A 13203-nucleotide genomic window follows, 5' to 3' on the forward strand; every position below is an offset into this window, starting at 1 on the left:
TTTTATATCTAATGAAAAAATATTTATTCATATTGGCTGTAAGTTTGCCATACTCTGCTTATGCGGAAAAAACGATTCAATACAGTATAAATGCAGATATTTATAGTGAGCCTGTTAGTGTACATGCCTTTTTAAATAGCTGGGAAACGCCCAATTTAAAAAAAGGTAATAATGCCTTTGCGCATGGGAAAATGAAATTAGAAACCAAACAGGATAATTGGACTGTAGGTTGGGTTTGGGCTTATGACTATCAGATTCACTTTAGTAATGATATGGCAAAGCTCTATTATCAAATTGAAAATGATCAGTTAATTGATGCAAATAAATACAATCAATTAAAATTAGAAGCTCAACATGTCGACACAGTGGGAACTCGTTTTGCCTATGACTGGAAGGTTCATCCTGATTGGACCATTGTGACAGGAGCAACTGCGCTTATCGGACGTCATTATGTAGATGGTAAATTCCAGGCAACAGGTCAAACAACCAATATGACTGAATTGATGGATCGGGTTGCTTGGTTAAATGGTTCATTGGATTATAGTTATGACCGTCCTGCATTAAAAGAAGAGGAATTAGGCTGGGATGGAAGAACGAGTCAAGGTTATGGCTATGCCCTAGAGTTTGGTTTACATGGACAAATCAAAAAAGATTGGAATATTAATCTTCAGGTCGATGATTTATTCAGTTATTTATATTGGGATAATGCTCCATTTACGCGCTACGACCTTCGTTACGATCAAAATCAACGTCCTCGAATGGATTTAAGTGGACAATTAAGTAAGAGCAAGCAGTATCGTCAAAAACTGCCTTTCAAATTGAGTTCGGAAATTAGCTATGATGTTCAAACCAAGCCTTGGAGTGTGAGCATCAGTAGTTTTTCAAATGAGTATATAACATTAGCTCAACTGAATGCTTTTTGGAAAACAGAACAATTAAAATATGGTCTGCATATAGAGCCGCAAACACATGCTTTGGGATTATCGGTACAGCATAAAAATTTTGGGGCTAAGTATATGACCGATGATTTAGACAGCAATCAGGCACATCGTTTTAGTGCTTTTTTATATGCTCAATATCACTGGTAAAACCTTTCAAAATTAAAATGTCAAAAAAAAACGGAGCATATTGCTCCGTTTTTTGTTATGAGGAACAGCTCACCATCACTTCAGGCACATCACTCGGCAAGGGGCCTAAATCTTCAGTCTGCTCTAAATCGGGTTGTTTAAGATAAGGCTGGTGCAGCAACTTAAACAGACGCTCCACTTCCGCAAAATCATCCCGTTCCGCCAGCTCAATGGCTTTTTGCGCCATGTGATTACGTAAAATATACTGCGGATTGGCTTGCACCATTTCGGCATCAAGTTCATCTGTTTCTTGGTTTGCTCGAATATTTTCATATTGAGTCAAAAAACTTTCAAACTGGCGTCGGTCCAGACAGTCATCTTTAATCATTTCAAACTGTTTGTTCTGAAGCTGAATAAAGTTTTGGGTATAGTCCAGTTGCTCGCTTTGCAGAATTCTTAAGAAAGCCATGCCGCAGTCAAAACTGTCTTTATGGAAACTTGGCAAGCCCATTTTCTGGTTTAAACCATGTTTATAATGCTCTAAGAATGTTGGCTCATAGTGCTCTAAACATGAAGCTAAATCCTGTTTCCATTGCTCTTTATCATAGTCTGTAGGGCAGAGCGGAACCAGGTTGTTTAACCATTGCCATACATTCCAGTGCCCAATACTTGGCTGCTGCTGATAGGTATAACGGCCTTGATAATCCGAGTGGTTGTTGATCCAGCTCGGACGGAAACGTTCCATAAAACCATAAGGACCAAAGTCCAAAGTCGAACCGGTAATATTCAGGTTGTCAGTATTCATCACGCCATGGGCAAAACCCACCAGCTGCCATTTGGCAATCATCACTGCAGTACGTTGGGTGACTTTGGTTGCAAAAGCTAAAACAGGCTGTTCAGCATCGAGACATTCCGGATAATGCCATTCAATGCACTTTTGGGTAAATTCAGTGAGTAATTCAGGTTGATACTGATTAATCCATTCAAAATGTCCAAAGCGAATATGACAGTCTGATGTGCGCAGCATCATCGCGCCCGGTTCCAGTTTTTCGCGTTGTATGCCTTGGGTGGAAGAGGTGAATCCAACTGCATTACTGGATGCAATACCCAAAGCATTCAAGGCATGACCGGCCAAGTATTCGCGAATCACGGAACGTAAAACGGCACGACCATCACCCATACGCGAGTAGGGCGTTGAACCAGCACCTTTTAAATGCAGGTCGATGGTTTGACCATTTGTATCTAGAATTTGTGCAATCAGTAAGCCACGGCCATCACCGAGTTGTCCTGCCCATTGTCCAAACTGATGCCCGGCATAGACCATCGCCAAAGGTTCAAATTCGGTAAAGGTTTTTTGTCCACTACAGATTTCAACCCATTTGGCTTTATCTTGTTCTGACCATTGTAGTTGATTGGCCAGAGCTTCATTGAAATGACCGGCTTTGGCGCCTTTTAAAGGAACTGGCATTTGATGATGATAAAGCTTGGGATTGAGCGATGGATAGCGAGGATTAAATTGCATAGGACAATCTAAGAAATGGGAGAGATGTGATCACTATAACAAATTTAAACGGCCAAAATGAATAAAGCCCCAACAATGGGGGCTTTATCGATCGAATCAGGTTTTATTCTGAAACAGGATTCTTTTTAATGCTGCGCATTAAAATTTTTAGGGTATTACGGTGATGGGAAAGACGTTGTTCAACTAGCTGGAAATCCATTTTAAGTTTGCTATCCATCTGGTGAATTTTTTCAGCAACAGAAGCTTTTTTGGCTTGAATCTCTTGCTCTTTTAGCTTGGCCCAATCATTTAAAGTTTGGGTAAACGCTTCATATTCCTGAGCAATACGAAGTTTAGCTGCCGCCATATCTTCATTGACATTATGACCATACACCGCTAAATCTTGTTCAGCATATTTAAAGCGCATTGCCAATTCAGCTTTTTTAATATTAAAGCTCGGAATACGACGTAAATTTTTAGCTAAGCCCAATTTTGAACATGACCAGATCAGCCATTTGGTAGGATCGTACTGCCACCATTTCACGCCATTACGGTAATCGTATTGGAAAATGTGGTGGTAGTTGTGATAACCCTCACCCCAAGTGGCAATCGCTAAAACGAAATTGTCACGTGCAGTGTTTTCGTCGGTATATGGACGTTTGCCCCACATATGACAAAGTGAGTTAATAAAGAAGGTCACATGATGGCTCAAGATCAGGCGGAGTAAACCACCCAATAACAATACGCCCCACATATCATCAACTGCCCAACCCACTGTAGTCAAAATCACAGCATGTACGGCAATGACCAGTGGAATGTAATATTTGTCCTGAAACATCACCACTTTGTCATTTAACAAATCGGGTGCATTTTTATAATTCGCTTCTGCTGCCGGATAGTTACGAAGCATCCATCCAATATGGGCATACCAAAAGCCATTATTAATTGAATATGGGTCTTGATCGACATCATCGACATGGCGGTGATGGGTACGGTGACCTGAAGCCCAGAACAAAATACTATTTTGAACGGCAAAAGTACCCATAAGCATTAAAATAATTTTTAATGGCAAAGTTGCTTCGTAAGCACGATGTGCCCATAAGCGGTGATAACCCGCAGTAATCCCTAAACTACTCACACCGAGTAGTACAAATAAGCTGATCCATGCGCCTAAGCTAAAATCATGATGATAAGCATATAAAGGGATAGCGATTACAGCCACAATTGGCAAGAATACCAATGCGAATACTGCAATCCAGTTAATTGGGGCTTTGGGTAGGGGAGCATTCATCTCCAACAGCACTCCTAGAACCTTTTAAAAGGTAAAGGTAAGGTATAAACGAATTCTTAATTCAATACAGTTTATATGGATTAAGACTTCTTCAATATTAGCATGAGCTACTAAATCTTCACTAGCGTTATTCTACAGGTGTATTGTACTAAACAGTAACAGAATACGAGGCAGGGTTGATTGATTTTATCGAAGGTCAAAGCAGCTTCTTTCCACCCTGACGATATGAATCATTTTTGATTAAATAAATAGTGAATTAAGTCATATAAATGGGGGCGAAAAATTTATTTTAAAGTTGCTCCAGCATCATTTTCGGAAAATCGGTAATCAATCCGTCTATTCCTAAACTTTGCAGATGCTTGGCGCGCTCAATATCATTCACTGTCCAGACACTGATGTGTAAATGAGCTTGTTGGGTAGCTTGAATCATCTCATCAGTTGCCAGCTGATTCATCCAGCCAATTTGGCAACAACCCAGTTCTAACGCCTGTTCAATAGCTTGGTGTTTGATGTCATCTTCAATCAATAAGCCGCGTTTAAATATCGAGTCTTGCTGTTTTAAGACCTGATGGATTTTTAAATCGAAACTGGTGATTACGGCAGTTTGTTCAAAGCCGTGTAATTGTTTTTGTAATTCTAAGACTAGTTTTTCAGCTTCCGCCATAGTTGCAACAGCTTTGACTTCAACTTCAATATGCTCAAAGTCATGAATAATGCTCAGGGTCTGGCGGAGTGTCGGGGTGAGCTGTTTTTCCCAGTCCATCCAGATATGCGCCTGATTATAGGCTTCAAGCTGATGGCTGTTTAGGTCATAGAGCGGCTGATCTGTACCGGTGGTTCTTAAAAAGTTGTCATCGTGCATGATAACGAGTTCATTATCTTTAAGCTGACGGACATCAAATTCGACTGCACGGATGCCCAAGTCATGAATGTATTGAAAGCCGCCTAGGGTATTTTCCGGGGCTTCACCACGTGCACCACGATGGCCGATGATTTTCATAATGAACTCTTTTTCTAGATTGAACTGTGAAAGTGAATCACTGCTTTTATCTTATCATTCAATGCATGTTAGATATTGGAATTTAAGGTTTACTTGTTTTAAATTGCAGTAGAGATTGTGAATTGATTTTGTATAGGTGATTTCTTACTTTTCAAAGATGAAAAGTAACAAAAATCTTTTGTCTGGCAAAAGGTTCATCCCTGAAACCTTTGCCAGACGGCGACATCCTTGTCACCTGGCGCGGTAGCAGTATACTGGTACTTTGTTTTTAGAAAGAGCAACAAGTAGTCATTTTTTATCAGCGAAACGAGTGACAATTTTGAATTAACAATAAGTTAAATCGTCTCATTAATATTTTTTTGCCACAGTACTTCAGATCCACCTTCAGCACGTTGCAATGTCCGCGAGGCAACAAATAACCAGTCAGAAAGACGGTTTAAAAGCTGCAATGACGTTGCCTGAATATTTTGATCGCGGGTATGTACCGTCATCAGGCTGCGCTCAGCACGGCGGCATACTGAACGTGCTTGATGTGCATAACTGCATGCTAAAGTTCCGGCCGGTAAAATAAAGTCTTTCAGCATGGGTAAAGCTTCATTCATACGGTCAATTTCATTTTCCAGAAATTCAACTGAAACCGGTAAAACCATGTTGTAGTTGGGAATACAAACTTCACCACCCAGGTCAAAGAGCCAATGTTGAATCAGGCTTAAAGACTTATCCCAAGCAGCTTTGTCTTCAATATTACTCACGGCAATTTGTGAACGTAAAATACCAATACAAGAGTTGAGTTCATCGACATCACCTAAAGCGGCAATACGCAAGTCATCTTTGGCTACGCGTGAACCGTCGCCTAGTCCGGTTGTACCAGAGTCGCCTGTGCGGGTATAAATTTTACTTAAACGGTGGCCCATTTATAATTCCTTAAAACTTTGATATCTGAATATAAAAAGGATAATGCCATAGGCATGACATTATCCTCAAAAGTATTTACTAAAAGTCGGCAAACTTAGTATGTGAAGGTCACACCAGCAGAGGCTAAACGACCGCCATTAACATAGTAGTAGCCTCGATCTTGATAGGCGGCTTTGTATTCTACATCGCCAATATTTTGAATATTGCTAAACAATTTAACATGGGGATTAACATTCCAGTAGGCATTGACGTCAACAGTTGCATAACCCGGATTTTGGTAGTTTTTGTCCCAGTCTTTCGATTTTGATTTGGCAATTAAAGACGCGCTAATTCCATAGATTTCATTTTGAATACCTGTAGTTAAAGTGAAACCCTGACGGGGACGGCGGCCTAACTCCTGATGGGTTTCATCATTTTCAGATTTCACATAGCTATAAGCTGCTTTGGTAAATAAATCATTTTGTTGCCAAGCCAAATATAGCTCTACGCCTTTATAGGTGGCTTTATCAATATTGCCCAATTTACCGAAGTTTTCTGAACCAATCAGGTCTTCAACTTCAGTGTAATAGGCAGATAGGCCAGTTTTAAAACCTAAAGCTAAAGTCTGATCAATCCCGGCTTCATAAGACATACTTTCTTCTGGCGCAAGTTCAGGGTTGCCGTTCCAGGCATTGTAAAGCTCATTCAAGGTAGGCGATTTAAAGGCTGTTCCAATATTGGTGTAAATACTGGTAGAAGGGAGAACCTGATAACGTGCTGCTATTTGCCCTACAGTATGTGAGCCATATTTTTCATTGTCTTCAACACGAATACCGGCCTGGGTATTTAGCTTTTCACCTTTGAACTGATGCTGTACATAGTAGCCGGTGGAATCGACATTTTCCTGATAAGGTGCGCCGTAAGACAAAATGTCTGCATCAAGATTACGCTGAGTGAAACCTGCAAGAATGCTGTGCTGAGGTAAAAAGTTCCATTTACCGTAAAGTTCAGCTTCCTGGGTTGTGCTATGTACAAAATCAGTCGAATCTTTTTGCTCGACCTGATCTTTAAATTGAGATAAACGTCCATTCAGCTCAATGTTTTCCGTAACCTTGGCGCGGCCTCTTAAATTAACGATTTCATTTTCAAAATCCTGTTTGAGCAAGCTGCCATCAAAGGCATAGGCATCATATAAATTTGTACCTTCATTGCGGCTGTAATCTATAGATGCGGCAAATTGCTGTTTTTCTAAGCCCACTTTGGCGCTATAACCTTTTTGCTCAAATGAAGCTGTTTCAGAGCGATCGGTTTTTTGGTTGGTGACTTGAGTGGCGTCAGACTCCAGACGTTGGCCACGAATTTGTGCATAGAAACCATCGTCATATAAATCAGCCCCGAGGACAGATTTATAAGTTTGATGTTCACCGATTTCACCGGTGATAAATGCACTGGTTTTTTCCGGGGTTTTGGAAACCAGCTGAACTACACCGCCAATGGCATCCGTACCGTAGAGTACAGATGCAGGACCTTTGAGCACCTCAATCTGTTGAATATCTGTGGTATCGATAAATGCTAAATTGGCAGTTCCTGAGGATGGGTTGTTGAGTCGAATACCGTCACGGAGGACGAGGGTATGATCAGATTCCGTACCACGTAAATACATGTCTGCAAGTTGACCCATGCCGCCATTCTGCACCATGTTAATTGCAGCATCATGTTTTAACAGATCAGGAAAAGAAGCAATCGGTGACTGCTCGACAATATGTGGCTCAATAAGCGAAATTCTTGCAGGGACAGCGGTAATCTTTTCTTCAGAGCGTGTGGCAGTCACCACTAAAGTGTCTAAAGAAGCATTCACAGTGGTTGTGTTGTCTTGTGCAAAGACAGATGCAGAGAAACCCATCGCAATAGCGATTGCGCCCACTAAGGCTGTAGTCTGAAATTTAATCGTCATGATTTAAGCTCCATACATTCACCCCCCGTGAATGATTGAGTTAAAGAACACAACAAGCAGGTATCCGGACTTAAATGTGCATGCATCTACATGTTACATATCCACCTTCCCACATTATTATGCAGTGGTGTAAATCAGCTGATTTATAAAGATATGCTTTTCATTTTACCGTTGCGGGGGCAGTGTCGGATTTGCACCAACTTCCCTAAAGCCTAAGCTTGACTCGTTGCAATTGCGCGCAGTATAAGGTTTGTGCAGGCATTAGACAATCTATGGCAATATTATTCCGGATGAACTTTACTCAAGCTTTTAAAATTGCATTACAATGATTCGCCCCCATATTTATAGACTGACTATAAATCGGGCAAAGATTCAGCCAAAAAATTAGAGCGAAGTATATGCGAACCCGTGCCAAAATTTGCGGAATCACACGAATAGAAGATATACATTCTGCTGTAAATGCAGGAGCAGATGCGATTGGTTTTGTGTTTTTTCCACCCAGTCCACGCAGTGTGACCCAAGAGCAAGCGAAAGAACTGATTCAGCATGTACCTGCCTATGTGCAAACTGTGGGCTTGTTTGTGAATGCATCGCTTGATGAAATTGAGCAGATTTTAAAACAAGCGCCAGTCGATATTTTACAGTTTCATGGGGATGAAAGCCCTGAACAATGTCAGCAGATTTCCAGTCAGGTCGGTCGTCGCTGGTATAAAGCGATACAGGTAAAACCTGAGCTAGATGTCATCAATACTATAAAAAGCTACCAAAATGTAGGCGCAAGTGCAGTATTATTAGACGCCTGGCATCCTGAACTGAAAGGCGGAACCGGGCACAGCTTTGACTGGTCAAAATTCCCCAAACTCGATATTCCTTTAATTTTGGCAGGCGGTTTAAAGTCTGACAATATTGAAGACGCTATAAAGACGACCAATGCTTATGCAGTAGATGTCAGCGGAGGCGTAGAATCCGCTAAAGGTATAAAAGACCAACAACTGATTGAACAGTTTATGCAAGGAGTCCAACGTGGATCAGCAAAATAAGATTGACTATACCCAATTCCCGGATAAACGCGGGCATTTCGGTATCCATGGCGGACGTTTTGTGTCAGAAACTCTAATGGCAGCATTAGAAGACTTAGAAAAACTTTATTCTCGTATGAAGGATGATCCTAAGTTTCTGGCAGAATTCGACCGTGATTTAGCCTACTATGTAGGTCGTCCTAGTCCTCTATATTATGCTGAACGATGGTCGAAGGAATTAGGTGGGGCGCAAATTTACTTAAAACGTGAAGACTTAAACCATACAGGCTCACATAAAGTCAACAACACCATTGGTCAGGCGCTTCTGGCTAAGCTTTCAGGTAAAAAACGTATTATCGCTGAAACTGGCGCAGGTCAGCACGGTGTAGCAACCGCAACCATTGCAGCGCGTTTGGGCCTTGAATGTATTGTATATATGGGTGCAGACGACGTAAAACGTCAAGCCATGAACGTGTATCGTATGCGTTTGCTGGGTGCAAAAGTTGTTGCAGTAGAAAGTGGCTCTAAAACTTTGAAAGATGCCATGAATGAAGCAATGCGCGATTGGGTAACTAATGTTGATACCACATATTATGCAATTGGGACGGTAGCAGGTCCACATCCTTATCCGCAACTGGTTCGTGATTTCCAATCAATCATTGGTCGTGAAGCGCGTAAACAAATTCAGGAACAGGCTGGCCGTCTTCCAGATGCATTGGTTGCATGTGTCGGCGGTGGTTCAAATGCGATGGGCTTGTTCTATCCATTCTTGAACGATGAAGATGTAAAAATGTACGGTGTTGAAGCAGCAGGTTTGGGGATTGAAACCGGTAAACACTCTGCGCCACTCAATGCCGGTCATGTCGGGGTACTGCATGGTAACCGTACTTACTTGATGTCGGATGAACAGGGTCAGATCATTGAAACCCATTCAATTTCTGCCGGTCTGGATTATCCGGGTGTAGGTCCTGAACATAGTTTCTTAAAAGATATGCACCGTGTTGAATATGTGCCGATCAATGACCAAGAAGCGCTGCAAGGTTTCCGTGATTTAACGCATATTGAAGGGATTATTCCTGCCTTGGAAAGTTCACATGCGATGGCTTATGTGACCAAACTTGCACCGACCATGGATAAGGATCAAATCATTATTGCGACGGTTTCTGGTCGTGGTGATAAGGACTTGATGACTGTTGCCCGTATTGATGGCGTGGAAATGGTAGAGATGTAAAAATTTTCCTAGTTCCTTTGTGGGAAAGAGGAAAAAAGCCCTCCTTTCTCAAAGGAGGGTGGGGAGGATTTAAAAAAATCGTGCCGAAGCAATTCAGCACGATTTTTTTTGAAATAGAAGTTTATCCAAAACGTGAACAAGTGAAGGCAACATGGTTATTGCCCGTTAAGCAGCATTACAGGGATGTAATGTCTGCTTAACAAGATGGTTTTCTTGCGAAGCTTCGCTTCTCATTTTGCCGAAACAAAAGTTAGATATTTCCTACCAAAGAAAACTCTAGTCAAATTCAACTTTCTGGTTATGAAGATCTCTACATGTTGACGGAGTCTTGCTGCTTATAACTCAAATATAAGGAGCTCGTAATGTTACTTTGGATAAGCCCAAAGTAACCAAAGGCATTGTCATTCGCAAAACTCGTCTTATACTTTCATGTGATTAATTTAGTCGCAAAAACATTTCTATCGAGTTGTGGTCTGCCTCGAACAATTGCGAATGACGTTTCCGTGAATCGCAGATTCTTTGTAAAAATGCTTCAAAAGAAAGGAAATAAAATGCCCAGCTTATTTATCGTCATGCTTGGTGGCCGTCATGCGCGTGCCAATACCGAAGTCCATGATGTGGTACTCGCCGTGGGGGATTCATTAGAAGAGACCTATCCTCAACTTAACACTGCATGGTTTGGCGAGCAAAAAGGCTTGCACATTGATGCCTGGGCGCAAATCAATGGCGTAGAATTTAAAGGCATACATTATCAAATTCAATTTAGTAATGCCCAGCCGAACTCATCTGAACAAAAGCTGTTTTTAATTAATCTGGGTGGCTACGATGCCCGGGAGTTTGGGGAGCTGCATCGCTATGTTTTGGTTGTGGCGCAAAATGCGATGCTGGCAAAACAACGTGGTAAAGCTTACTTTGCCTCACATTGGAAAAAACAGCATACCGACCGAGTATTAGATGTGGACGATTGTATTGCGATTGATCAGGTACATGGCCGTTATGTGCATCTGATTGAAGGCGAGTTCAGTGGCAACCGTTGGGAAAATACGTATTTGATGCTATCTCATGACTGATTTATATGTGTTTGATTAATAAATTATATTTATAAAATATTAAATCAAAAGGAATAATATATATTTTTTGTATTTATTCGATGAAATCTGCTGATCGATACTTCTAACTTGGATTTATATAGGCATAATAAGCGTAAGAATTTATGATCTCTTGGCTAGATGGAATTTGATAAATGGATTTGATTCAATCAAATGGACAACCGAATTATGGCCGCTTTAAGTCTCTCCCAAAAACCATCGATTTGAATCAATACCAGTATAAGACGCCTTATGGAAAGGTCTTAACCGGTTGGCGCAAACGATTAAAATACAAAAAGTTTAAATTTTGCTGTATTCAGCATGAGCATTACACGATTGGCCTGGCAATTGCCGATATTGCATGGGCAGGGCATGGCTTTTTTTATATTTATAATCATCAAAATCAGGAAGTTTTAGAATGGAATGCGATTAACCTCTTATCGCGCAATACCGTGGTAGATGAGCAGCCGCTTTATAACCAGAGTTTTTTTTCCAAGTCACCTTTTCAAATTGATATTCAGCATGCCAACGGCGTACGTTACATCCATGTGACCAAATATGGTGAAATCAGGCTCAGTGCACGAATTTTCTGTGCCGGGACAGACCCGCTGAGTATGTGCAGCCCGACGGGAATTAATGGTTGGACCTATACTCAAAAACTCACGACTTTGGCCTGTGAAGGCTTTTTTATTAATAAACAGCGTGAAACCATACAGTTTAATGAAAGGACTTTTGCCTCACTGGATGATACCTGTGGTTTTCTACGTCCGGAGACGGCATGGTTCTGGTTGTCGTGTAACTTTTGGGATCAAAACAATAACCGGATCGGCTTAAACCTGGCTTCTGGCGTGAATGAAAGTTTTGGCAATGAAAACTGCTTGTGGGTGAATGGCGTGCTGTATCCTGTAAGTGATGTTTTATTTCAGCATCAGGGGGATGATCATTGGACCATTCGCTCACTAGATGAAAAGTTAAACCTGGATGTAAAGACGGGTTGGCGTCGTTTTGAAAATCTGAATTTAAGACTGGTCGGCAGTCAGTTCAGTCAATGGCAAGCCAAAATTAGTGGCACCATTCAGCAAGATGATCAGGAAATTATTTTGCTCAATGAATATGGTTTGCTCGAGCAGCACTATGCCAAGTGGTAAGCGCCAAGTGACCAATCTACAAAAATAAAAAAGCCTGCAAATTATGCAGGCTTTTTTTCTATTCTTTTGCCGCTTGCCAAAACGCTTCACCCGCTTGTATGGGATCGCCAGTTTCTTCTAAAGTTTTAACCCAGACATCATATTGGGCAATCACTGGATGCTGGCTAGGATGAAAATCCTTTTTAAACCAGTCACCGTATTGTTTATTCATTCGGGTCAAGATGCCACGTTTACCAAAAAACCACGGTAAGCCTTTGATATTCATTTGCAAACGTTGCAATCGACTAAATCCGTCATGTTCTAACATCATGTTGGTGCGGTAAATGGTAAAGCCAAACATTAAAAATGTAGTCCACACCAAGGTGAATTTACGTGTAGATTCAGGCACATTACCAACCTGTTTCATCACGTCAAAAGCCACATCCCGATGTTCCATTTCTTCAATCGCATGCCAGGCAAATAGTGCGCGTACATAAGGATGAGCATCGCGCAAAGTTTCTTTTTGGCTATAAAAGGTTTCCGCCATTAACGCCGTCAAGTGTTCAGCGGCAGCGGTCATGGCAATATTGTATTGTGGAGAGCGTTTTTCCAGTTCGAATTTAAAAATTTTATTTAAACGCTGGATAAACTGATCGACCGGCATGCCTTGTTCTTTCATGACCTGATTCATTTTGTCATGGGCAATGCCGTGCTGTGCTTCCTGACGGATAAAATCTGCCACACGCTGTTTTAAATCCGGGTCGGTAATCTGGTCACGGAACAGTCGTACAGACTGAATAAAATAGCGTTCACCATCCGGAAAAGTCAGGCTGAGTGCATCAAACATTCGGGTAATAAACGGGTCGCCACCGAACCAGAAGCGAGGTACTTCATTCAGTTTGAAATCCAGATTGCTACGAACCACAGGTTCGACTTGATGATGGACTATCGCATTCATATTTATTTTATTCGAATCGCCTTGGATAGCTGTAGTATGTTGGGATTTTGCATATTTGTTTTGACAGTTATTG

11 protein-coding genes and 1 riboswitch are annotated in these 13203 nt (G+C 41.3%); of the genes, 5 read left to right on the forward strand and 6 right to left on the reverse strand.

Going from position 1 to position 13203, the window contains the following annotated elements:
* Positions 1 to 11: 11 nt before the first annotated feature.
* Positions 12 to 1088, forward strand: coding sequence for a hypothetical protein (locus tag B4C48_RS12980; RefSeq protein ID WP_291357176.1), 1077 nt, complete (start codon positions 12 to 14; stop codon positions 1086 to 1088).
* Positions 1089 to 1143: 55 nt separating this feature from the next.
* On the opposite strand, the gene B4C48_RS12985 is transcribed toward B4C48_RS12980, so the two are convergent.
* From B4C48_RS12985 to B4C48_RS13005, 5 genes are all read right to left on the reverse strand, one after another.
* Positions 1144 to 2589, reverse strand: a complete 1446-nt coding sequence (locus tag B4C48_RS12985) for a protein adenylyltransferase SelO (RefSeq protein ID WP_291357178.1) — start codon at positions 2587 to 2589, stop codon at positions 1144 to 1146.
* 103 nt (positions 2590 to 2692) lie between these two features.
* Complete coding sequence (locus tag B4C48_RS12990) at positions 2693 to 3859, reverse strand: acyl-CoA desaturase (protein ID WP_291357180.1); 1167 nt, start codon at positions 3857 to 3859, stop codon at positions 2693 to 2695.
* A 289-nt stretch (positions 3860 to 4148) separates the two neighbouring features.
* Entirely contained in the window at positions 4149 to 4859 is a 711-nt protein-coding gene (locus tag B4C48_RS12995; protein ID WP_291357182.1) for a glycerophosphodiester phosphodiesterase, read from the reverse strand.
* 335 nt (positions 4860 to 5194) lie between these two features.
* Positions 5195 to 5773 carry a cob(I)yrinic acid a,c-diamide adenosyltransferase gene (locus tag B4C48_RS13000; protein WP_291357184.1) on the reverse strand — a complete coding sequence of 193 codons (579 nt, stop codon included), beginning with the start codon at positions 5771 to 5773 and terminating at the stop codon, positions 5195 to 5197.
* A 95-nt stretch (positions 5774 to 5868) separates the two neighbouring features.
* Positions 5869 to 7707, reverse strand: a complete 1839-nt coding sequence (locus tag B4C48_RS13005) for a TonB-dependent receptor plug domain-containing protein (RefSeq protein WP_291357186.1) — start codon at positions 7705 to 7707, stop codon at positions 5869 to 5871.
* A 38-nt stretch (positions 7708 to 7745) separates the two neighbouring features.
* A riboswitch (cobalamin riboswitch) is annotated at positions 7746 to 7949 on the reverse strand.
* 156 nt (positions 7950 to 8105) lie between these two features.
* Here B4C48_RS13005 and B4C48_RS13010 point away from each other — a divergent pair.
* The 4 genes from B4C48_RS13010 (at position 8106) to B4C48_RS13025 (ending at position 12193) form a co-directional block, all read left to right on the forward strand.
* Positions 8106 to 8747 carry a phosphoribosylanthranilate isomerase gene (locus tag B4C48_RS13010; RefSeq protein WP_291357188.1) on the forward strand — a complete coding sequence of 214 codons (642 nt, stop codon included), beginning with the start codon at positions 8106 to 8108 and terminating at the stop codon, positions 8745 to 8747.
* Positions 8731 to 9957, forward strand: a complete 1227-nt coding sequence (gene trpB / locus B4C48_RS13015; RefSeq protein WP_291357190.1) for a tryptophan synthase subunit beta — start codon at positions 8731 to 8733, stop codon at positions 9955 to 9957. The genes B4C48_RS13010 and trpB overlap by 17 nt, the downstream gene beginning before the upstream one ends.
* 551 nt (positions 9958 to 10508) lie before the next feature.
* Positions 10509 to 11027 (forward strand): DUF1543 domain-containing protein, encoded by a 519-nt coding sequence (locus B4C48_RS13020; RefSeq protein ID WP_291357192.1) that lies wholly within the window; start codon positions 10509 to 10511, stop codon positions 11025 to 11027.
* A gap of 173 nt (positions 11028 to 11200) precedes the next feature.
* The gene (locus tag B4C48_RS13025; RefSeq protein ID WP_291357194.1) at positions 11201 to 12193 is read left to right on the forward strand and encodes a DUF2804 domain-containing protein; all 993 of its coding nucleotides are present in this window, start codon (positions 11201 to 11203) and stop codon (positions 12191 to 12193) included.
* Positions 12194 to 12251: 58 nt separating this feature from the next.
* On the opposite strand, the gene B4C48_RS13030 is transcribed toward B4C48_RS13025, so the two are convergent.
* Positions 12252 to 13130 carry a metal-dependent hydrolase gene (locus tag B4C48_RS13030; RefSeq protein ID WP_291357196.1) on the reverse strand — a complete coding sequence of 293 codons (879 nt, stop codon included), beginning with the start codon at positions 13128 to 13130 and terminating at the stop codon, positions 12252 to 12254.
* Positions 13131 to 13203: the final 73 nt, after the last annotated feature.

The sequence above is a fragment of the Acinetobacter sp. UBA3106 genome (assembly GCA_002365595.1).
Classification (GTDB): Bacteria; Pseudomonadota; Gammaproteobacteria; order Pseudomonadales; family Moraxellaceae; genus Acinetobacter.

What these genes read in the sequence shown, in the direction of transcription:
- B4C48_RS13030 (WP_291357196.1), bottom strand. Translation starts at nt 13,130, where the DNA reads ATGAATGCGATAGTCCATCATCAAGTCGAACCTGTGGTTCGTAGCAAT.
- B4C48_RS12985 (WP_291357178.1), bottom strand. Translation starts at nt 2,589, where the DNA reads ATGCAATTTAATCCTCGCTATCCATCGCTCAATCCCAAGCTTTATCAT.
- B4C48_RS13000 (WP_291357184.1), bottom strand. Translation starts at nt 5,773, where the DNA reads ATGGGCCACCGTTTAAGTAAAATTTATACCCGCACAGGCGACTCTGGT.
- B4C48_RS12990 (WP_291357180.1), bottom strand. Translation starts at nt 3,859, where the DNA reads ATGAATGCTCCCCTACCCAAAGCCCCAATTAACTGGATTGCAGTATTC.
- B4C48_RS12980 (WP_291357176.1), top strand. Translation starts at nt 12, where the DNA reads ATGAAAAAATATTTATTCATATTGGCTGTAAGTTTGCCATACTCTGCT.
- B4C48_RS13010 (WP_291357188.1), top strand. Translation starts at nt 8,106, where the DNA reads ATGCGAACCCGTGCCAAAATTTGCGGAATCACACGAATAGAAGATATA.
- B4C48_RS12995 (WP_291357182.1), bottom strand. Translation starts at nt 4,859, where the DNA reads ATGAAAATCATCGGCCATCGTGGTGCACGTGGTGAAGCCCCGGAAAAT.
- B4C48_RS13020 (WP_291357192.1), top strand. Translation starts at nt 10,509, where the DNA reads ATGCCCAGCTTATTTATCGTCATGCTTGGTGGCCGTCATGCGCGTGCC.
- B4C48_RS13025 (WP_291357194.1), top strand. Translation starts at nt 11,201, where the DNA reads ATGGATTTGATTCAATCAAATGGACAACCGAATTATGGCCGCTTTAAG.
- B4C48_RS13005 (WP_291357186.1), bottom strand. Translation starts at nt 7,707, where the DNA reads ATGACGATTAAATTTCAGACTACAGCCTTAGTGGGCGCAATCGCTATT.